The 20,432-nt window shown below is 71.1% G+C and carries 20 protein-coding genes and 1 riboswitch; of the genes, 14 read left to right on the top strand and 6 right to left on the bottom strand.

The genetic code is table 11. The annotated features are described in order from the left end of the window. Nucleotides 1-143: 143 nt before the first annotated feature. Nucleotides 144-1,415 (top strand): ROK family transcriptional regulator, encoded by a 1,272-nt coding sequence (locus ABT147_RS13725; protein WP_351405340.1) that lies wholly within the window; start codon nt 144-146, stop codon nt 1,413-1,415. A gap of 99 nt (nt 1,416-1,514) precedes the next feature. Here the strand turns inward: ABT147_RS13725 and ABT147_RS13720 are convergent, their stop codons facing one another. Beyond that, entirely contained in the window at nt 1,515-2,270 is a 756-nt protein-coding gene (locus ABT147_RS13720) for an SDR family oxidoreductase (RefSeq protein ID WP_351405338.1), read from the bottom strand. Between the two features lie 165 nt (nt 2,271-2,435). Next, entirely contained in the window at nt 2,436-3,326 is an 891-nt protein-coding gene (locus ABT147_RS13715; RefSeq protein ID WP_351405336.1) for an RNA polymerase sigma-70 factor, read from the bottom strand. Nucleotides 3,327-3,664: 338 nt separating this feature from the next. After that, nucleotides 3,665-3,795: riboswitch (FMN riboswitch) on the top strand. 157 nt (nt 3,796-3,952) lie between these two features. On the opposite strand from ABT147_RS13715, the gene ABT147_RS13710 reads away from it, so the two are divergent. From ABT147_RS13710 to ABT147_RS13670, 9 genes are all read left to right on the top strand, one after another. Then, the gene (locus ABT147_RS13710) at nt 3,953-4,573 is read left to right on the top strand and encodes a riboflavin synthase (RefSeq protein ID WP_351405334.1); all 621 of its coding nucleotides are present in this window, start codon (nt 3,953-3,955) and stop codon (nt 4,571-4,573) included. Next, nucleotides 4,570-5,202, top strand: a complete 633-nt coding sequence (locus ABT147_RS13705) for a nicotinamide mononucleotide transporter family protein (protein WP_351405332.1) — start codon at nt 4,570-4,572, stop codon at nt 5,200-5,202. The genes ABT147_RS13710 and ABT147_RS13705 overlap by 4 nt, the downstream gene beginning before the upstream one ends. Then, the gene (locus ABT147_RS13700; protein WP_351405330.1) at nt 5,199-6,488 is read left to right on the top strand and encodes a bifunctional 3,4-dihydroxy-2-butanone-4-phosphate synthase/GTP cyclohydrolase II; all 1,290 of its coding nucleotides are present in this window, start codon (nt 5,199-5,201) and stop codon (nt 6,486-6,488) included. The genes ABT147_RS13705 and ABT147_RS13700 overlap by 4 nt, the downstream gene beginning before the upstream one ends. Nucleotides 6,489-6,563: 75 nt before the next feature. Next, nucleotides 6,564-7,049, top strand: a complete 486-nt coding sequence (gene ribH, locus ABT147_RS13695) for a 6,7-dimethyl-8-ribityllumazine synthase (RefSeq protein WP_351405328.1) — start codon at nt 6,564-6,566, stop codon at nt 7,047-7,049. 34 nt (nt 7,050-7,083) lie between these two features. Continuing rightward, nucleotides 7,084-7,356: a phosphoribosyl-ATP diphosphatase gene (locus tag ABT147_RS13690; RefSeq protein WP_086760055.1), complete on the top strand. Its 273-nt coding sequence runs from the start codon at nt 7,084-7,086 to the stop codon at nt 7,354-7,356. Nucleotides 7,357-7,409: 53 nt separating this feature from the next. Then, entirely contained in the window at nt 7,410-8,321 is a 912-nt protein-coding gene (hisG, locus tag ABT147_RS13685) for an ATP phosphoribosyltransferase (RefSeq protein ID WP_351405325.1), read from the top strand. A gap of 20 nt (nt 8,322-8,341) precedes the next feature. Then, nucleotides 8,342-8,815 (top strand): PH domain-containing protein, encoded by a 474-nt coding sequence (locus ABT147_RS13680; RefSeq protein WP_351405323.1) that lies wholly within the window; start codon nt 8,342-8,344, stop codon nt 8,813-8,815. Nucleotides 8,816-9,051: 236 nt separating this feature from the next. After that, the gene (locus ABT147_RS13675) at nt 9,052-10,383 is read left to right on the top strand and encodes a hemolysin family protein (protein WP_351405320.1); all 1,332 of its coding nucleotides are present in this window, start codon (nt 9,052-9,054) and stop codon (nt 10,381-10,383) included. Beyond that, nucleotides 10,380-11,468 carry a hemolysin family protein gene (locus ABT147_RS13670; RefSeq protein WP_351405318.1) on the top strand — a complete coding sequence of 363 codons (1,089 nt, stop codon included), beginning with the start codon at nt 10,380-10,382 and terminating at the stop codon, nt 11,466-11,468. The genes ABT147_RS13675 and ABT147_RS13670 overlap by 4 nt, the downstream gene beginning before the upstream one ends. Before the next feature lie 235 nt (nt 11,469-11,703). Here the strand turns inward: ABT147_RS13670 and ABT147_RS13665 are convergent, their stop codons facing one another. Together ABT147_RS13665 and ABT147_RS13660 are read right to left on the bottom strand one after the other, a co-directional pair. After that, complete coding sequence (locus tag ABT147_RS13665) at nt 11,704-13,578, bottom strand: AAA family ATPase (protein ID WP_351405316.1); 1,875 nt, start codon at nt 13,576-13,578, stop codon at nt 11,704-11,706. A 434-nt stretch (nt 13,579-14,012) separates the two neighbouring features. Further along, the gene (locus ABT147_RS13660) at nt 14,013-14,666 is read right to left on the bottom strand and encodes a uridine kinase family protein (protein ID WP_351405314.1); all 654 of its coding nucleotides are present in this window, start codon (nt 14,664-14,666) and stop codon (nt 14,013-14,015) included. A gap of 173 nt (nt 14,667-14,839) precedes the next feature. Between ABT147_RS13660 and ABT147_RS13655 the strand changes: the two genes are divergently transcribed. The 3 genes from ABT147_RS13655 to ABT147_RS13645 all read left to right on the top strand — a co-directional run bounded on the left by ABT147_RS13655 (nt 14,840) and on the right by ABT147_RS13645 (nt 17,280). Beyond that, on the top strand, nt 14,840-16,222 hold the full coding sequence (locus ABT147_RS13655; RefSeq protein WP_351405311.1) for a C39 family peptidase: 1,383 nt from the start codon (nt 14,840-14,842) through the stop codon (nt 16,220-16,222). A gap of 148 nt (nt 16,223-16,370) precedes the next feature. Continuing rightward, a complete protein-coding gene (locus ABT147_RS13650) occupies nt 16,371-16,517 on the top strand; it encodes an SCO1431 family membrane protein (protein WP_351405309.1) in 147 nt (48 codons plus the stop codon). A 103-nt stretch (nt 16,518-16,620) separates the two neighbouring features. Next, the gene (locus ABT147_RS13645; RefSeq protein WP_351405307.1) at nt 16,621-17,280 is read left to right on the top strand and encodes a TetR/AcrR family transcriptional regulator; all 660 of its coding nucleotides are present in this window, start codon (nt 16,621-16,623) and stop codon (nt 17,278-17,280) included. Nucleotides 17,281-17,365: 85 nt separating this feature from the next. On the opposite strand, the gene ABT147_RS13640 is transcribed toward ABT147_RS13645, so the two are convergent. Further along, nucleotides 17,366-18,613 carry a glycoside hydrolase family 18 protein gene (locus tag ABT147_RS13640; RefSeq protein WP_351405616.1) on the bottom strand — a complete coding sequence of 416 codons (1,248 nt, stop codon included), beginning with the start codon at nt 18,611-18,613 and terminating at the stop codon, nt 17,366-17,368. A 356-nt stretch (nt 18,614-18,969) separates the two neighbouring features. On the opposite strand from ABT147_RS13640, the gene ABT147_RS13635 reads away from it, so the two are divergent. Beyond that, the gene (locus ABT147_RS13635; protein WP_351405614.1) at nt 18,970-20,142 is read left to right on the top strand and encodes an acyl-CoA dehydrogenase family protein; all 1,173 of its coding nucleotides are present in this window, start codon (nt 18,970-18,972) and stop codon (nt 20,140-20,142) included. Here ABT147_RS13635 and ABT147_RS13630 read toward each other — a convergent pair. After that, nucleotides 20,105-20,404, bottom strand: coding sequence for a hypothetical protein (locus ABT147_RS13630; RefSeq protein WP_351405305.1), 300 nt, complete (start codon nt 20,402-20,404; stop codon nt 20,105-20,107). The genes ABT147_RS13635 and ABT147_RS13630 overlap by 38 nt on opposite strands. Nucleotides 20,405-20,432: the final 28 nt, after the last annotated feature.

Below are 20,432 nucleotides of genomic sequence, written 5' to 3'. Positions count from 1 at the left end.
CTTCGGTTCCCCGCCGCCGCCGGGCCACCCCCGACTCTTCCCCGGCGCCGCCGTAAACTATCAGGAACCCTGCCTGATAGATAGGGAGCGTGCGCCCGAGGCCCACCGGCCGTACGGCGCCGCAGATCTGGGAGGATCCCGGCATGCCCGCATCACCCAGCACCGCCAGAGCCATCAACGACCGGCTCGCCCTGCGGCTGTTGCAGCAGGAAGGGCCGCTGACGGCCGGGCAGTTGAAGCAGCTCACCGGTCTGTCCCGGCCCACGGTCGCCGACCTCGTGGAGCGCCTCACGGCCGCCGGACTGATCGACGTCGTGGGGGAGTCGGGGGAGCAGCGGCGGGGCCCCAACGCCCGCCTCTACGGCATCGTCGCCGACCGGGCGCACCTCGCGGCCCTCGATGTGCGCACCGAGGGCGTCACGGTCGTCGTCGCCGACCTGCTCGGTACGGAGCTGGCGCGGGCCTCTGTCCCCATCGCGGACGACACCGGCACGGGACCCGCGGTGGAGCAGGCGGTCACCCTGGTGGAGCGTGCCGCGAAGGAGGCCGGTGCCGACCGGCTGCACACGGTCGCCGTCGGCGCCCCCGGTCTGATCGACCCGGCCACCGGCGAACTCCGCGACTCCAGCGGCCTTCCCGAATGGCACCGCCGCCTGGTCGCCGCCCTCGGCGAACGGCTCCCCGCCCGCGTCCTCGTCGAGAACGAGACCAACCTCGCCGCCCTGGCCGAACAGCGGGACGGCGCCGCCCGCGACCGCGACACCTTCGTGCTCCTCTGGCTCGGCCTCGGTACCGGCGCCGCCGTCGTCCTCGACGGCCACCTCCGCCGGGGCGCCTCCGGCGGCACGGGCGAGATCGGCTTCCTCCCGGTTCCGGGCACGACCACGGCTCCCTCGGCCACCGACTGCGAGGGCGGCTTCCACTCCCTGGGCGGCGCGGCGGCGGTGACGGCGCTGGCCACCGCCCACGGCGTCACGGCCGACCCGACGACGAACGAACCGCACGCGGCGACGCTGGTACGGGCAGCGGCGGCCGGGCTGTCGGTGAACGGCACAGTCACCTCGGCGCGCCCCTCAGCGGACGGCACAGTCACCTCGGCGCACCCTTCGAAGGGACACGCCCCCGCTGCCGCCCCCCACGCCCGCTTTCTCGACGCCCTCGCCGACCGCGTGGCCATAGGCGTCGCCTCCGTCGTCGCCGTGCTCGACCCCGGCTGCGTGGTCCTCGGGGGTGAGGTCGGTCAGGCCGGCGGGGAGGAACTCGCCGGGAGGGTGGGGGAGCGGCTGGCGACCATGTCGCCGTTGCCGACCGAGGTCCGGGCCAGTGGCCTCGGCGGGGCCGCCGTACTGCGCGGCGCGCTGCTCATGGCCCGGGAGGCGGCCCAGGACGACCTGTTCGCACCGCCCGCGCGATAGCGCGAGCCGGTCGGGCCGGGACAGCGCGAGCCGGTCGGGCCGGACGCTCCGCGTCCCTCCCGACGGTGCCTCGCACCGCCGGGCGCCGCCCCCCGCCCCTCACGCCTTCCCCCGGCCGCCGAACCGCGCCTCCAGGTACTCCCCGAACGTCCCCTTCCCCACGGCCCGCCCCGGCGTGAGGTGGCCGCCGTCGCGAAAGCCCCGGTACGCCTTGCCGAACAGCGGGACGTTCAGCAGCGGGCGGCGGCGGCCGGTGGCCTTCAGGTAGGCGCGGGCCAGCTGGGGGAAGGGCAGGATCTCGGGGCCGCCCAGGTCCTCGACACGGCCGGCGGGGGCGCCCGCGGCCAGCTCCGCCAGACGCTCGGCGACCTCGGTGACGGCCACGGGCTGGTCGCTCACCCCGGCGGGGAGCAACATGACCGGCGGCTTGGACAGGCCTTGGAAGAGCATCACCAGGAGGTCGTGGAACTGGGTCGCGCGCAGGATCGTCCAGCCCAGCCCCGACTCCTCGACCAGCCGCTCGACGGCCAGCTTGGACCGGTAGTAGCCGAACGGCACCCGGTCCACGCCGACGATCGAGATGTAGACCAGATGTCGTACCCCGGCCCGTCGCGCCGCCGCGATCAGGTTCTCCGCCGCCTTCTTGTCGTCCCCGCGCGGCGACGTCGCGCAGTGCACGATCGTCTCCAGCCCCGCCACGGCCGTGTCCAGCCCCTCCCCGCCCGCGACGAGATCGACGGCGTACGGACGCGTGTGCCGGCTGAGCACCCGCACCTCGTGTCCGTCCGCCCGCAGCCGCTCGGTGAGGGGCCGGCCGAGGACACCGGTGCCGCCGGTCACCAGGATCGTGCTCATGCTGTCCATCCCCTTCGTGTGCCGGACGCCCCCGGCTGGAAACGCCCTACAGCGGTGACGACGGGACCGCCGCCGTGGAATGCGACAACCGCGGCGTGGAAGCTGACAGCCACCGCGTGGAAGGTGACGACCACCGCGTGGAAGGCGATCACGTCCGGCGCCCGGTCACGCTCCGGTCAGCTGTCGCCCCGCGAACTCCAGCTTGTCCGGGTTCAGCACGGCCCGCACGTCCGTCACGACACCGCCCCGGAACGCGAAGGACACGGTGAACACGAGGGTTTCCCCGGCCCGTGCGAGCAGCGCGGGGGAACCGTTGACCTCGGCCAGGGTGAAGTCCAGGCCGACCGCCCACTTCGCCCAGCCCCCGACCAGCAGCCGCAGCACCTTCTCGCGCCCCTCGACGGGCCGCAGCGCCGCGCTGACCTTGCCCCCGCCGTCGGACCACCAGACCACGTCCTCGGCGAGGATCTTCTCCAGCCCGGCCATGTCGCCCTGCTCGGCCGCCGCGAGGAAGGATTCCACCAGCCCGGACCGCCGCTCCGGCGTCGGCTCGAACCGTGCCTCCGGCACCGCCACCCGCCCGGCAGCCCGCCGGTACAGCTGACGGCAGTTGGCCTCGGTCAGATCCAGCACGCCGGCGATCTCCCGGTAGCCGTACGCGAAGGCCTCCCGCAGCACGTACACGGCCCGCTCGGTCGGGGTGAGCCGCTCCAGCAGGACCAGCAGCGCGAGCGAGACCGCCTCGCGCTGCTCGGCCGACTCCAGTGGGCCGAGCGTGCCGTCGGAGGTGAGGACCGGCTCCGGCAGCCACGTCCCCGTGTACCGCTCACGGCGGGCCCGCGCGGAGGTCAGCCGGGTGAGACAGAGGTTGGTGACGACCTTGGCCAGCCAGGCGGCGGGATGCTCGATGGCCGTACGGTCCGCGCCGCTGAAGCGGAGATACGTGTCCTGCACGGCGTCCTCGGCGTCCGCCGCGGAGCCCAGCAGACGGTAGGCCAGACCGAACAGGCGGGGGCGGTGCGGTTCGAACTCGTCGGCGGTGGTGGTCGTCGTCACGCCCCCACCTTTCCAGAGCGCACGCCCGCGCTCGCCCGGAGGCCGCCGGGAGACGGACGAGTGGGACCCGGCGACGGGGCAAGGGCCGTCGTCACCGCCGCCGGGCCGTTCGAGGCGGGTACCGCGACCGCAGACTTTAAAAGGACTAGACCAAGCTGGTCAATGGGCCCGACCCCTTCGAGTGGGGCCGCCGCGGCGGAAGTTGACCCATGGTCAGTGATAGCCGAAACCCGTCGGCCCCCGCTGGGGAAGTCCAGGGACACGGCCTGTGAGCCACCCCACAGTGCTCACCCGCATGGGTGCCGATCGGGCGTGGCACACTGGCCCTGTACCAGAAGCAGCGCACTCCGGGGTCGGTGAAAGTCCGAACCGGCGGTTACAGTCCGCGACCCGGTCGCTTCCAGCGGCCGGTTGACCAGGTGAAATTCCTGGACCGACGGTTAAAGTCCGGATGGGAGGCAGTGCGCGGCGGGCGGGCATTCGTGCGTGCCGCCGTCTGTTCTCGGTCTGCCCCGCCAGGGGTGGGTCCGCCACACGGCGTCGCTCCCTGTGCCGCTGTCCGCTCATGTCTGTCGTCTTCGACAGCCCCGGAGTCCGTGCCCGAATGAGGCAGGAGGACCCGGGAAGTGTTCACCGGAATCGTCGAAGAGCTGGGTGAGGTCACCGCCGTCGAGAAGCTCGGCGACTCCTCCCGCTTCCGTCTGCGCGGCCCCGTCGTCACCGAGGGCGCGCGCCACGGTGACTCCATCGCCGTCAACGGCGTCTGTCTCACCGTCGTGGAGCACGAGGACGACTGGTTCACCGCCGACGTCATGGCGGAGACCCTCGAACGCTCCAGCCTCGGCGCCCTCACCACCGGCTCCCGCGTCAACCTCGAACGCCCCATGGCCGTCGGCGAGCGCCTCGGCGGCCACATCGTGCAGGGCCATGTCGACGGCACGGGCGAGGTCATCGAGCGCAAGCCCTCCGAGAACTGGGAGATCGTCAAGATCTCGCTCCCCGCCGACCTCACCCGGTACGTCGTCGAGAAGGGCTCCATCACCGTCGACGGCATCAGCCTCACCGTCGTCGACGCCGGCCCCGACTACTTCACGGTCAGCCTCATCCCGACCACCCTCGACCTGACCACGCTCGGCCGCAAGCAGCCCGGCGACCCGGTCAACCTGGAAGTCGACGTCATCGCCAAGTACGTCGAGCGACTGCTCGGCGCCCAGGGGACGGCGAACACGCGAGGGGCGGAGCGGTGAACTCGCTGAACACCGTCGCCTTCACCGCCTTCGGCCAGCAGATCCTCTGGTCGGACATGATCGGCAACATCCTCGGTCTGATCGCCCTCGCCCTCGGCGCGATCCGCTCCCTGTGGAACTGGCCCGTGCAGTTCCTCTCCGGCCTCGTCCTCTTCGGCGCCTTCGTGGGCCACCTGACCGGCAGCGCCGGCAAGCAGGTCATCGTCATGGCCGTCGCCGCGTACGGCTGGTGGCAGTGGAACCGTACGAAGAAGCAGGCGGCGGACGGCGCCATCGCCCCGCGCTTCGCCACCTGGCGCGAGCGCGGCTACCTGATCGCCGGCGCCGTGCTCGGCACCCTCGCCGTCGGCGCCCTCTTCACCGCGTTCCCCACCCTGTCCTGGGACCCCTGGCCGGACGCCTACATCTTCACCGGCACCATCGTCGCCATGTACGCCCAGGCGCGCGGCATGGTCGAGTTCTGGTTCGCCTGGCTGCTCGTCGACCTGGTCGGCGTCCCGCTCAACTTCGCCAACGGCTACGCGTTCTCCGGATTCGTCTACATCATCTACGGCGCGCTCGTCCTGTGGGGCATGCGCGACTGGTGGCTGCGCTCCCGCAAGCCCGCCCTGGAAGGAGCCCCGGCATGACCACGGCGCCGATCCTCTACAGCACCGACGGCATCGAGAACTTCGGACTCGACCCGATCGAACAGGCCATCGCCGACATCGCGGCCGGCCGCCCGGTCGTGGTCGTCGACGACGAGGACCGCGAGAATGAGGGCGACCTCGTCATCGCCGCCGAGAAGGCCACCCCCGAGATCATCGCCTTCATGATGAGCGAGTGCCGGGGCATGATCTGCGCCCCCATGGAGGGCGACGAACTGGACCGGCTCGAACTGCCGCAGATGGTGCAGCAGAACACCGAGTCCATGCGCACCGCCTTCACCGTCACGGTCGACGCGGCCCCGCGGCACGGCGTCACCACCGGCATCTCCGCCTCCGACCGCGCCACCACCCTCCAGCTCCTGGCGAGCGGCACGGCCGAGCCCGGCGACTTCGTCCGCCCCGGCCACATCTTCCCGCTGCGCGCCCGCTCCGGCGGAGTCCTCGTGCGCGACGGCCACACCGAGGCCGCCGTCGACCTCGCCCGCCTCGCGGGCCTGCGCCCGGCCGGCGCGATCGTCGAGATCGCCGGCGAGGACGGCCGTATGCTGCGCCTTCCCGAGCTGATCCCGTTCGCCCGCAAGCACGGCCTGACGATCATCTCCATCGAGGACCTGATCGCCTACCGCCGTTCCTCCGAGCCCACCGTCAGGCGCGAGGCGAAGACCCGACTGCCCACCGCCTTCGGCGACTTCACCGCGTACGGCTACCGCTCCACCGTCGACGGCGTCGAACACGTCGCCCTCGTCCACGGCGAGATCGGCGACGGCGAGGACGTCCTCGTGCGCGTCCACTCCGAATGCCTCACCGGCGACATCTTCCACTCCCTGCGCTGCGACTGCGGCCCCCAGCTCCAGACCTCCCTCGAACGCATCGCCGCCGAGGGCCGGGGCGTGGTCGTCTATCTGCGCGGCCACGAGGGACGCGGCATCGGACTGCTGTCCAAGCTGCGCGCCTACGAACTCCAGGAACGCGGCCGCGACACCCTCGACGCCAACCTGGAGCTGGGCCTGCCCGCGGACGCCCGGGACTACGGCGCCGGCGCGCAGATCCTCCAGGACCTGGGCGTCCACAGCCTCCGGCTGATGACCAACAACCCCGAGAAGACCGACGCCCTCGTCCGGCACGGCCTCACCGTCACCGACCGCGAGCCGATGCCGGTCCGCGCGGGCGAGCACAACCTCCGCTATCTGCGCACCAAGCGCGACCGGATGGGCCACGACCTGCCCTGGCTGGACACGACCACCGCGACCACCTGCGGCAACCAGTGACCTTGTGACAACCACAGCACGAACAGCACGACCAGCACGATCAGCACGTACAAGATTCAGGAACCAAGGAGCAACGTGAGCGGCAAGGGCGCACCCGAACTGTCCGTACGCAACTGCGGCGACCTGCGCGTCGCGGTCATCGCGGCCCAGTGGCACGAGAAGGTGATGGACGGTCTCGTCGAGGGCGCCCTGCGCGCCCTGCGCGACCTGGGCATCGACGAGCCCACCCTCCTGCGCGTCCCCGGCAGCTGGGAACTCCCGGTCGTCGCCAAGGTCCTCGCGGGCCGAGGCTACGACGCCATCGTCGCCCTCGGCGTCGTCATCCGCGGCGGCACCCCCCACTTCGAGTACGTGTGCCAGGGCGTCACCCAGGGCCTCACCCAGGTCTCCGTCGAAACCGGTGTCCCCATCGGCTTCGGCGTGCTGACCTGCGACACCGAGGAACAGGCCCTGGACCGCGCGGGCATCGAGGGCTCGAACGAGGACAAGGGCCACGAGGCGGTGACGGCGGCCGTGGCGACGGCGGCCACCCTCCGCTCAGTATCCGAACCCTGGCGCTGAGACACCGGCGGTTGCGCGTAGGCTGAGCCTCACCATGTCCAAGAAGACGTTCGAGGAGCTCTTCACCGAGCTCCAGCAGAAGGCCGCCACCGGCGACCCCGCCACTTCCCGCACCGCAGAACTGGTCGGGAAGGGCGTCCATGCCATCGGCAAGAAGGTCGTCGAAGAGGCCGCCGAAGTCTGGATGGCCGCCGAGTACGAGGGCAAGGAAGCGGCAGCCGAGGAGATCTCGCAGCTGCTCTACCACGTCCAGGTGATGATGGTCGCCCGCGGCATCTCCCTGGACGACGTGTACGCCCACCTGTAAGCCAGCCCGTTCCGTACGATCCCCTCTCATCTCACGCGAAGGAAGCCGACCTCATGCTGCGCATCGCCGTCCCCAACAAGGGTTCCCTGTCCGGACCTGCGGGGGAGATGCTGCATGAGGCCGGCTACCAGCAGCGCCGGGAGTCCAAGGAGCTGCGGATCGTCGACCCGGTCAACGAGGTGGAGTTCTTCTACCTCCGCCCTCGCGACATCGCGATCTACGTCTCCTCCGGCCGCCTCGACATCGGCATCACCGGCCGTGACCTGCTGATCGACTCCGGTGCCAACGCCGAGGAGATCCTGCCGCTCGGCTTCGCCCGCTCCACGTTCCGCTTCGCCTCGAAGCCGGGCGCGGCGACCGGTGTCGCGGACCTCAAGGGCAAGACGGTCGCCACCTCCTACGAGGGAATCGTCGCCAAGCACCTCGCCGACCACGGCATCGACGCCTCCGTCGTCCACCTCGACGGCGCCGTCGAGACCGCGATCGAGTTGGGTGTCGCCGAGGTCATCGCCGACGTCGTCGAGACCGGCACCTCGCTGCGGAACGCCGGCCTGGAGGTCTTCGGCGACCCGATCATGAAGTCCGAGGCCGTCGTCATCCGCCGCGTCGGCGCCGGCACGTCCGCGGAGAACGCGGAGAACGCGGAGAACCCGGAGAACGCGGAGAACGCGGAGGACTCGGAGAACGAGGCCAAGGTGCAGCAGTTCCTGCGCCGCCTCCAGGGCGTCCTCGTGGCCAGGACCTACGTGATGATGGACTACGACTGCCGCGTCGAGCAGTTGGAGAAGGCCGTCGCGCTCACGCCGGGCCTGGAGTCCCCGACCGTCTCCCCGCTGCACAACGAGGGCTGGGTCGCCGTGCGCGCCATGGTCCCGGCCAAGGAGGCCCAGCGGATCATGGACGACCTGTACGACATCGGCGCCCGGGCCATCCTGACCACCGCCATCCACGCCTGCCGCCTCTGACGGCCGGGGAGTCGTACGCCATGCCGGACCAGTCCGCCCTGCCCGCTCTCCCCGCCCTGCCGGTCACTTTTCGGCCGGGCCGCACCCGGGCCGTGCTGCTCACCGCCGCGGGTGCGATCTTCGTGGTCATCACGGTGGTCGCACTGCTGCTGCCCACGCTCGGCCCGGGGGAGCGGCTGAGCTTCGTCTTCACGGCGGCCATGCTCGCCGGGGTGCTGTGGATGCTGTCCCGGCCCAAGGTGGTCGCCGACGAATCCGGTGTGACCGTGGTCAACATCACGGCGCGGCGGCAGCTGGGCTGGGCGGAGATCGTGCAGGTGAACCTGCGGGTCGGCGACCCCTGGGTCTTCCTCGACCTCACCGACGGCACCAGCCTGCCCGCGCTCGGCATCCAGCCGGGCATCGCCAAGCAGCGCGCCATCGAGGACGCCAGGACCCTCCGGGCGCTGGTCGAGGCCCGGTCGGTCGCCGAGCCCGAGCGGCGTCAGGACTGACCCCGAGCGGGAACCCGGGCAAGATCAGGGCCGACTCGGGGCCGCCGCCCCTGCCGCACCGGCCCATGTCTTGATTAATCTGTTGGCGGAGGCGTTTTCGTCGCGCCTCCGCCTCTGCCGTTCCGTCCCCCGGAAGGCGGAGGCTCCCTGCTATTCGAGGAGTGACTCCTTCCAGCGATGGACGGATCGTCCTGTAGTACCTGCGCCGCCCCCTCCCGACATATCGAGGCGGCGGCATGACCATCCCCCTGCTCCTTCTCGGAGCCGCGTTCCTGCTGATCCTCGCCAACGGCTTCTTCGTGGCGGCCGAGTTCGGCCTCGTGACGGTCGAACGGCCGGAGGCCGAGAAGGCCGCCGCCGAGGGCGACCGCCGGGCCCTCAAGGTGGTGGGCGCGCTCAAGGAGCTGTCCTTCCAGCTCTCCGGCACCCAGCTCGGCATCACCATCACCTCCCTCGTCGTCGGCATGCTCGCCGAACCGGCGCTCGCGGAGATACTCCACGGCCCCTTCACCGCCATCGGCATACCCGAAGGCGCCGTGTCCGGGGTGTCCGTGGTCGTCGGCATGCTGCTGGCCTCGGCCGTGCAGATGGTGATCGGCGAACTGGTCCCCAAGAACTGGGCGGTGTCGAAGCCCATGCAGGTCGCCCGCTTCGTCGCGGGCCCCCAGCACGTCTTCTCCCGTCTCTTCCGCCCGGTCATCGCCGCTCTCAACGCGGTCGCCAACCGTCTGGTCCGCGCCTTCGGCGTGGAGCCCACCGACGAGCTGGCCTCCGCCCGCACCCCCGGCGAACTGGTCTCCCTCGCCCGGCACTCGGCCCAGGCCGGCGCCCTGGAACAGGACACGGCCGACCTCTTCGTCCGCACCCTCTCCCTGGGCGACCTGACCGCGGAGAACGTGATGACCCCCCGCGTCAAGGTCAGCGCCCTGCAGTCCACGGCCACCGCCGAGGACGTGGTCAATCTGACCCGCGCCACCGGCCTCTCCCGCTTCCCCGTCTACCGCGAGCGGATCGACGAGATCGTCGGCATGGTCCACCTCAAGGACGCCCTCGCGATCCCGGCCCACGACCGGCTGCACACCCCGGTCGGCCGTATCGCCAAGTCCCCGCTGCTGGTCCCCGAGACGCTTCCCGTGCAGCCGCTCCTGGCCCGGCTGCGCAGCGAGCAGCCCATCGCCGTCGTCGTCGACGAGTACGGCGGTACGGCCGGGGTGGTGACCCTGGAGGACATCGTCGAGGAACTGGTCGGCGAGGTGCGCGACGAGCACGACGGGCACGACCTGCCCGAACTCGCCGCCGCCCCGCCCGAGGACGGCCGCCCCGCCTGGGACGTCGACGGCAGCTGCCGGGTCGACGTGCTCCAGCGCATCGGCCTCGACGTCCCCGAGGGCCCGTACGAGACGGTCGCCGGCCTCGTCGCAGACCTCCTCGGCCGTATCCCCGCGCCGGGCGACAGGACGGAACTGCCCGGCTGGCGGCTCGCCGTACGCCAGGTCGGGCACTACCGGGCGGAGCGCGTACGCCTCGTACGGACCGCCCCCGCCGCTGTCGTGGAGGCGGCCCGATGAGCGTGCTCCAACTCCTGTTCGCCCTGCTCCTCGTGCTCGCCAACGGCTTCTTCGTCGGCGCCGAGTTCGCCCTCGTCTCCGTCCGTCGCAGCCAGATCGAACCCCTGGGGACCGCGCGGGCCCGCCAGGTCCTCTACGGCCTGGAGAACCTGCCGCAGATGATGGCGGCGGCCCAGTTCGGCATCACCGTCTGCTCGCTGACGCTGGGCGCGGTGGCCGAGCCGACCGTGGCGAAGCTCCTGGAGCCGGTCTTCGAGGCGATCCACCTGCCGCACGGCATGATCCACCCCCTGGGCTATGTGATCGCGCTCGCCGTCGTGGTCTTCCTCCACCTCGTCATCGGCGAGATGCTGCCGAAGAACCTGGCGATGGCCGCGCCCGAGAAGACCGCGCTGTGGCTGAGCCCGGCGCTCGTGGCCTTCGCCCGTCTCTGCAAGCCGGTCACCGCGGGCCTCGGTGCCTGCGCCCGGGTCGTCCTGAGGCTCTTCCACGTCGAGCCCAAGGACGAGGTCGAGGCGGTCTTCACCAGTGTCCAGCTGGTGCGGCTGGTGGAGGACTCCGGCCAGGCCGGGCTGCTCGACCCCGAGGAGCAGGAACGCCTGGAGGACGCGCTGGAGCTGGGCTCCCGCCCGGTGACGGACGTCCTGCTGAAGCGCGACTCCCTGGTGACGGTGGGCCCGTCGGTGACCCCCGCCCAGGTGGTGGCCCTCACCGCGCGCACGGGCTACTCCCGTTTCCCGGTGGTCGCGGAGAACGGCGCCTTCATGGGCCGCTACCTCCATGTCAAGGACGTCCTCGACCTGGAGGACTCCGACCGCGCCGTCCCCCAGCAGGTCTGGCGCCCCATGACCACCCTCCGCGCGGAGCTGCCACTGGACGACGCGCTGACCGTCATGCGGCGTGCGGCCACCCATCTGGCCCAGGTGGCGGACGCCTCCGGCAAGGTCCTTGGCCTCGTCGCCCTGGAGGACGTCCTGGAACTCCTGGTCGGCGAGGTCCGCGACCCGGCCCACCGAGAGATCCACCCGGTCCGAGTGACGGAGCCACGCGGCAGCGAAACCCCGGAGGAGGCCTTGGCCAGCTGACCCAAGCCGGGGGCTGCGCCCCCGGACCCCCGCGGCCGATTTGTCGGCTGCGGCTGGGTGGGGCTCCTCGCGCAGTTCCCCGCACCCCTAAGAGGGGCCTACGGCCTTCCTTCCAGGGGCGCGGGGAACCGCGCGAACGGGGTCCGGGGCGGAGCCCCGAAGTCTGTGACGGGGGGCCGAAGGGGCGCGCAGCCCCTGGAGGATGGGACGGGTAGGGGCGGCGGGGGCGAAGAAATCACAGTGCCGAAGAACCCCCCGGCCCCCGCCCCGACAACACCTCCCCATACGCCTGCATCAGATCCGGCAGCCGCAACGTCGACAAGTCATCCCGCGTGGGAATCGACGGATACCCCGACAGCCGTAGATCCCGATACGCGCAGCTCTTCTCGTACAGCGTCCGCAAGAACCGCCCGTTCCCCAACTCGTCGATCCACCCCTGATCGACGACATGCCCGGAGACCGACCGCAACTCGTCGAGCGCCTCCTCGTCCCACACGTCCCCGTTCTCCGCCGCGAGCACCTCCCCGATCGAGGTCAGCTCCAACGGCCGGTAGGACGGAAAGTCCACGCGTGTCGTGAACCGCGACGACAGCCCGGGATTCGCCGCCAGCAGCCGGTCCATCCCCTCCGGATACCCCGCGAGGATCACCACCAGATGATCCCGGTTGTCCTCGGCCCGCTTCAGCAGCACCTGAAGCGCCTCGTCCCCGTACGCGTCGCCCTTGCCGTACCCGGAGTTGGACAGCGAGTACGCCTCGTCCACGAAGAGCACGCCACCGATCGCCGAGTCGATCAGCTCGTTGGCCTTCACCGCGGTCTGCCCGAGGTACTCGCCCACGAGATCCGCGCGCTGCGCCTCGACGAGATGGTCGCCGCCCAGCAGCCCGAGCGCGTAGAAGACCCGGCCCAGTATTCGCGCCACGGTCGTCTTCCCGGTCCCGGACGGCCCGGAGAAGACGAAGTGCCGCTTGGGCGGCTGGACGGGCAACCCCTGCCCGGCCCGCAGCCGCGCCATGTTCAGCTGTGCGGACAACGCCTTGACCTGCCGCTTCACCGGCTCGAGCCCGACCATCCGCTCCAGCTCCGCGAGCGCCTCCTCCAGCAGCTCCGGATCCGTCGGCCCGGCCGGCAGGGACAGCGGCTCCACCGGCACCACGGACTTCTCCCGGACGAAGGTGTCGGCGGCCTCGGGCGGCAGCCCGGCCGACGGCGGCAGCCCGGGATCGGAGACCTTCAGATCCCGTCCCTCGGGGTCGAAGAACGGCTCCAGCCCGTCGCCGTCGAGCACGTCCTGCCCGATCCCGGCGAGCGCGATCGCCGCGAAGTCGCTCGCGTCGTCGTCGTACCCGTCCCCCTCGGCGATCGCCGCGAGCCGCGCGGAGGTGTCCATGAAGGCGGGGTCGACCCGGTGCACGGCCCGGTACAGGGGCATCGCGGCGGCGCTGCGCCCGGTGCCCTCGTGGGCCCGCGCCAGCCAGTAGCGCAGTTCCTTGCGCTGCGGCTGCTCGCTGCGGCAGCGCATCAGCGCGGCGGAGAGCAGCGGCTCGGCCTGCCCGTAGGTCTCCAGCCGGACCCGGGCCATCCCGCCGAACAGGCCCGCCTCGATTCCCAGCAGCGGATCGTCGAGCAGTGGATCCGTGTGCCGGACCAGCTGCTCCCAGTCCTTGACGAGGTAGGCGCGGCAGGCGTGCAGAAAGCGCACCTGGTGGTCCGCGTCGACCGGCGGCAGTCCCGCGAGCGCCCGGTCCAGCTCGGGCACATGGCGCCCGTCCAGCCAGTGCGAGGCGTGGGCGAGGAGCAGATCACGCGGGCTCTCCAGCACCGGCTGTACCCACCAGCCCAGCCAGTACCAGGAGTTGAGGGTGCGCCGGTGCCGTGAGCGCTGCTCCCCGAAGCGCTCCCGGTGCCGGAACATCCGCAGCAGCGCGGTCGTCGTGTCCACGCGCAACGCGTGCAGCCCGAGCCAGCCGTCGGCCATCCCCGGATCCATCCGCACCGCGGCGCGGAACTCCTCCTCCGCCTGCGGATAGGCGCCCATCGTGTAGGCGTCCACGCCTCGCAGCCAGGCGAGGTCGGCCGGGGCCTCGGGGCCCCGCGAGCCGAAGTCCATCACGTCCCCCACAAACCGTGCCCCCGCTGGAAACCGAACGGGCCGGTGCCCGTCGGCAGCCTTCGTCGAACCGCTGTGCCGCGGACGGGAGTTGCGTCGGTGCGTTGCTGCAGCCGTCCGAAGGTCGCACCTTGGGCATCGTACCTGCGGGTCGGTCGCCCTTCGAAGGGTGCCGCAGCCCTCGTCTTACGAGGTGGGAGCAGACGGGGCGCATTGCGGACGGTGACCGAGGGTGAAGGAATCGTGTCCCAGGGGATCCGGAAAAGCCGGAAGAGGACAGAACGAAGCCCCCGATCACGGGGGAACAACCGGGGGCTTCGCGACTCTGGGCGGTAACCAATGACCGCACATTCAGAACGTAAGACCTGTACGGCCCCCCGGTCAAGCCGAGTTGAGGCACTCAGGGAACTTCTCGGACGGCCGCCTTCACAAGTTCAGCACATTGCCGATGGGTCGTCACCCTGAGTGAGATGCGGCTCCGATCCGGGAGTCGTCGCAGGTCCCGTGAGCACCTCGTACCCCCTGATTCCCGGCCGAATCAGAAGATCGGCGAACGGCCGAGAAGGATCCTCGGCGAAATGCCGACGCTCCGCCCGGACCCAGCCGGCCCAGAACTCACTCTGCTCCGCCCCGTCCCGCGCCCGCCCCCGCGCCCATGCCTCCTCCTCGGACAACTCCATCCACATCAGCCGCGCCAGCCACGGACGCAGCGCACGCCGGCCCGCGCCGACCCCCTCGACGACGATCACGGGCGCCGACGGCAGGACGCGCGCGGGGCCGAAACCGCGCGCACGCCAGTCGTACGGGGCATAGCGCGCGCTCCGGCCGCAGCGCAGAGGCTCGATCACCTGGGCCAGCAGACGGTCGGTCCACGCGAACAGTTCCTCGTGCGTGGCGATGTCGTCGAGGTGCAGCACCGGGGCGCCGCCGAGCGCGTCGGCCAGCCGCCCGGCGAAGGTGCTCTTCCCGGAGCCCGCGTGCCCGTCGACGCCGACCAGCCGGACCGGCCCGCAGGAGGGCGGCAGCTGGCGGAGCCGGGAGGCGAGGTCGTCGACGGCGGGGTCCGCGGGGGCGGGTGAGGCGTGCATACGTGGATTGAACACCGTGCCGGGCGACCCCGGCGCACGCCAGTGGTGTCGACCAATATCGGTGGGCGCGCCGGGATGCGAGGTGCTGGCAGAAGTCCTTACCCGGCGTCCATAGTGGGCGAACAGCCGTGCGTCTGAACCGTTCCATCCGGATCACTGGGGGTCTCCCACAGATGACGAGCCTTTCCGAGCCGTCCCGCAGGATTGTCCTGACCGCAGCCGTCGCCACCGTCGCCGCGGCGGCGGGAGGAACAGCGAGCCAGGCGGTCGCCGACACCAAGAGCGGCCGGCGCCGAGCACCCGCCAGGCCCGCGCGGGCGCCGCAACGCCTCGTGGACAACCGCGCCTGGACCTCGTACACCGACTGGTGCTCCGGCAGTGCCCAGGGCACCCGGGCACAGGCGGGGGTGCGGCCGGGGCTGGTGATCGACGCGCCGCTTGGCACCACCGACTACACCGACCCGCACACCGGCCGGACGGCCGCCTGGGAGTACGCGACCTGGACGTCCCCCGTCCACCGGCTCACCGTGCCCGCCGTCGAGGCCATCGCGTCCTGGAACGCGCGCACCCCGGACGGCACCTGGATCCAGATCGAGCTGAAGGGCACGTACTCCGACGGCACGGACACGCCCTGGTACGTCCTCGGCCGGTGGGCGGCCGGCGACCAGGACATCAGACGGACCTCCGTCGACGGCCAGGAGGACGGCAAGAGCAGCATCTGGACCGACACCTTCGCCATCGACGACCCCGCCACGGGCCTGCGCCTCGCCTCGTACCGGCTGCGCCTGACGCTGTACCGCACGCCCGGCACCCGGATCACCCCCACGGTGTGGCGGCTCGGCGCGATGGGCTCAGACGTGCCCGACCGCTTCACCGTCCCGGCCTCCACGCCCGGGCTCGCGCGGGAGCTGAACGTCCCGCGCTACTCGCAGGAGACCCACAAAGGCCAGTACCCCGAGTACGACAACGGGGGCGAGGCCTGGTGCAGCCCGACGTCGTCGCAGATGATCATAGAGTTCTGGGGCCGGAAGCCCAGCGCCGCGGAGCTGGCGTGGGTGAACCCGGCGTACGCGGACCCGCAGGTGTGCCACGCGGCGCGGTTCACCTTCGACTACCAGTACGAGGGCTGCGGCAACTGGCCCTTCAACGCCGCGTACGCCGCCACCTACAAGGACATCCAGGGCGTGGTGACCCGGTTGGGCTCGCTCACCGACCTGGAGACGCTGATCGCGGCGGGCATCCCGGCGATCACCTCCCAGTCGTTCCTCGCGGAGGAGCTGACGGGGGCGGGCTACGGCACGGCCGGGCATCTGATGACGGTGATCGGCTTCACCGCCGACGGCGACGTCATCGCCAACGACCCGAACTCGCCGACCAACGAGGCGGTGCGCCGCGTCTACCGGCGGCGCGAGTGGGAGAACATCTGGCTGCGGACCAAGCGCTACAACGCCGCCGGCAAGATCGTCTCCGGCACCGGTGGCGTCTGCTATCTGTACTTCCCGGCGCGGCCCACGGCCCGCCAGCGCGCGGCGCTCGCGGCGGTGGGCGTCGTCTGACGGAACGCTTCGGATCGGCGCGGCCCTCGGGAGACCGGGGGCCGCGCCGTCGTGTGACCAAGCTCTCGGTCGCGAACCGCCCATGCGGTGGCAAGGTGGACGGAACGACGGGGAGCCCACCGCACACCGATCACACCAGCGAGCTGCCATGACCGCGACCTCCGCCACCGCCACCCGCGCCCGTGTCCGCACGGGCGGCCCCCAGGACGACGGCCCGAAGATCGTCGAACACCTGGCGGGCTGGATCCTGGTCGTGGTCGTCGCGATGCTGGTGACCCAGCTGGGTCTGCTGTGACCTGATCCGCCGGTCGATTCTGTCGATCAGAGTCGAACAAGCTGGTGGTGAGGGTCTGCCATACTGCGGTTGTCCCGCTGGCAGTTGGAGACCAGGACCGAAATTGAATAGTAGTCAACAGCGTGGTGTCGAGCCGCCGCGGGCCCGCGGCACCGACCGTTCGTTGGCACGCCGTGCCGAACTCATCTCCATCGGGCGCAAGTTGTTCGCCGACACGTCGTACGACACCCTGTCGATGGACGACATCGCGCGCCAGGCACACGTGGCCAAGGGACTGATCTACTACTACTTCAAGTCCAAGCGTGGCTACTACCTCGCGATCGTCGAGGACTCGGTCGCCGATCTGATCACGTTCGCGGCGAGCGGCCTCCAACTGCCGCCCGTGGAGCGGGTGCACCGGACCATAGAGTGCTATCTGCGCTACGCGGAGGACAACCAGGCCGCCTACCGCACGATCGTCAGCGGCGGCGTCGGCTTCGACGCCCAGGTGCACGCCATCCGGGACGGCGTCCGCGAGGCGATCGTCGCCACCATCGCCGAGGGCGCGTACGGCAGGAGCGACATCGAACCGGTGGCCCGGATGGGCCTGTTCGGCTGGGTGTGCGCCGTCGAGGGCGCCACCCTCGACTGGATCGACCGCCCGGAACTGCCCCGCGACACCATGCGCGATCTGCTCGTCAAGATGCTCGGCGGCTCACTGCGCGCCATCGAGGAACTCGCCCCGGCCTACCTCGCGCCGGGGCCCGCCCGCCGGGACACCTGACCGCCACGGCCGCCGGCCTCCGGGAAACGCACTCGGGGTGGGGGTCCGCCGACCGACCCCCACCCCGAGTCCCCCGTCGCGGCGGCTACTTGATCGCCTTGATCAGCTCACCGTCCGGCGTGTCACCGCTCAGCTCCCAGAAGAAGGTGCCGCCGAGGCCCTGCGCGTTCTTGTAGGCCATCTTCCCCTTGATGGTCCGCGGGGTGTCGTAACTCCACCAGTCGTCACCGCACTTGGCGTACGCGGTGCCGCCGACGATCCCGTTCGCCGGGCAGATCTTCTTGAGCACCTTGTAGTCCTCGTAGCCCGCCTCGTACGTCCCCGCAGCCGGGCCGGTCGCGGTGCCGCCGGGCGCAGACTGCGTGACACCCGTCCAGCCGCGCCCGTAGAAGCCGATGCCGAGCAGCAGCTTGGAGGACGGGATGCCGAGGCTCTTCAGCTTGTGGATGGTGGCGGCGCTGTTGAAGTGCTTGTCGGCGATGCCCGGGTACGGGTACAGCGGCGAGTGCGGGGCGGTGGTCGCGTCCCACGAGCCGAAGTAGTCGTACGTCATCGGGTTGTACCAGTCGACGTACTTCGCGGCACCCGCGTAGTCCGCCGCGTCGATCTTGCCGCCGGGCTTGGCGTCGGCCGTGATCGCCGCGGTGACCAGCTCCTTCTTGCCGAATCGTTTGCGCAGGGCGGCCATCACGTCCTCGAAGGCCTCGCTGCCGCTGGTGTCGCAGGTGAGGCCGCAGGCGTTGGGGTACTCCCAGTCGATGTCGATGCCGTCGAAGACGTCCTTCCACTTCGAGTTCTCGACGAGGTCGTAGCAGGAGTCCGCGAAGGCCTGCGGGTCCTTCGCCGCCTCACCGAAGCCGCCGGACCAGGTCCAGCCGCCGAAGGACCAGACGATCTTGAGGTTCGGGTGCAGCTTCTTCAGCTTGCGCAGCTGGTTGAAGTTGCCGCTCAGCGGCTGGTCCGCGGTGTCGGCGACGCCGTCCACGGACTCCTCGGCGGTGAAGGGCTTGTCGGTGTCCGCCCAGGCGTCACCGAGCGCGCACTTGCCGTCGACGACGTTGCCGAAGGCGTAGTTGATGTGGGTGAGCTTCTTCGCCGAGCCGGACGTCTCGATGTTCTTGACGAAGTACTGGCGGCCGTAGATGCCCCAGTCGATGAAGTAGCCGACGACCTTCGACTTGGCCGTCCCGGCCGGGTGGTGCCCGGGGGCGGACTCCGCGGGCGTGGCGGTCGCGGTGCCCGCTCCGGCGAGGAGCCCGGCGCCCAGGGCGGCGCAACACGTGGCGGCGAGAAGGGGCCTGACGGGGACGCGGGGGCTGTGCGGTCTGCGCATCGTGACTCCGGAGGGAGGGAGCATGGCGGGGAGGGTGCTGCCTGGACCTGCTGTGCCGATTGGCATGAACGCGGTGGCGCGTTGTGGGGGAGACCGTAGAGGACTAGACCACTTGGGTCAATGGTTCGGACCAATTCCGACGGGGTGTGGCGGGCCGTCGAATGTGTCCCAATAAACGTTCGTTAACTGGTGACGCGCTGCTCCGGATCGGGCATACTCCAAGCGCCACCGCCGCTGATCAGCGGCTTCCGTGATCCGGAGGAGGACCATCGGCTGTGGCACGTGAGACCCGGCGGCACCCACTACATCCCCGGTGCGTGTCCGCCGCAGTGCCCGACAGGGAGGAGAGCGACGCCATGCCCGACCGCGCCCCGCAGCCGGTGGACCGTCAACTGCCCACGGAAGAGGCCCGGGATCTGCTCTCGCTCGTCCGTGAGATCGCGCAGCGGGAGATCGCCCCGCACGCGGCCGAGGAGGAGGACGCCGGCCGCTTCCCGCGCGAACTCTTCGGCCTGCTCTCGGAGTCGGGACTGCTCGGTCTGCCGTACGAAACGGAACACGGCGGCGGCGACCAGCCGTACGAGGTCTATCTCCAGGTCCTGGAAGAGCTGGCCATGGCCCGCCTCACCGTCGGCCTCGGTGTCAGCGTCCACACCCTCGCCTGCCACGCACTCGCCAACTACGGCACCAAGGAGCAGCAGGTCGAACATCTGCCGGCGATGCTCGGCGGCGGTCTGCTCGGCGCGTACTGCCTCTCCGAGCCCGCGTCCGGCTCGGACGCCGCGTCCCTGCGGACCAAGGCCGTGCGGGACGGCGACCACTGGGTGATCACCGGCACCAAGGCCTGGATCACCCATGGCGGCATCGCCGACTTCTACACGGTCATGGCCCGCACCGGCGCCGAGGGCTCCCGGGGCATCACGGCCTTCCTGGTGCCCGGTGACGCCGAGGGGCTGAGCGCGGCCGCGCCCGAGAAGAAGATGGGCATGAAGGGCTCACCCACCGCGCAGCTCCACTTCGACGGGGTGCGCGTCGCCGACAGCCGGCGCATCGGCGAGGAGGGCCAGGGCTTCGCGATCGCCCTGTCCGCGCTCGACTCCGGGCGGCTCGGCATCGCGGCCTGCGCGATCGGCGTGGCCCAGGCGGCACTGGACGAGGCGGTCGCCTACGCCACCGGGCGGCAGCAGTTCGGGCGGCCGATCTCCGACTTCCAGGGGCTGCGTTTCATGCTCGCGGACATGGCGACCCAGATAGAGGCGGGCCGTGCGCTCTACCTCTCCGCCGCCCGGCTGCGCGACGCGGGCAGGCCGTTCTCCAAGCAGGCGGCCATGGCGAAGCTGCTGTGCACCGATGCCGCGATGAAGGTCACCACGGACGCGGTGCAGATCCTCGGCGGGTACGGCTACACGGCGGACTTCGCCGCCGAGCGGTACATGCGCGAGGCCAAGGTGCTCCAGATCGTCGAGGGCACCAATCAGATCCAGCGGATGGTCATCGCCCGTCACCTCGCGGGGCCCGAGTCACGCTGAAGGAGCCACGGAAGAAGTCGGGTGCGGCGAAGGGATCCGCGGTGGAGCCGAACTGGTCGAGGCCGCCCGGCGGCGTCGTCAGCCGCACCCACTCCGGATCGTGCCGCCCCGGCAGGGTGCGGCCCCGGTCGGCCCAGGTGCGCATCAGGGCGCGGTAGATAGGCGGGTCCTGATGCTGGGCCGACCCTTGCGGAAGCGATTCTGCCGAAGCCGGCACGAAGATGTGACGCCGACTCCCGGTCACCGAAAAAGTTGGGGTCATACCGGGCCCAACGCCTTCGTGGGCGAGC

The organism is Streptomyces sp. NPDC001868 (genome assembly GCF_040297125.1).
Taxonomy (GTDB): domain Bacteria; phylum Actinomycetota; class Actinomycetes; order Streptomycetales; family Streptomycetaceae; genus Streptomyces.
This window is presented reverse-complemented; position numbering and strand designations above follow the sequence as displayed.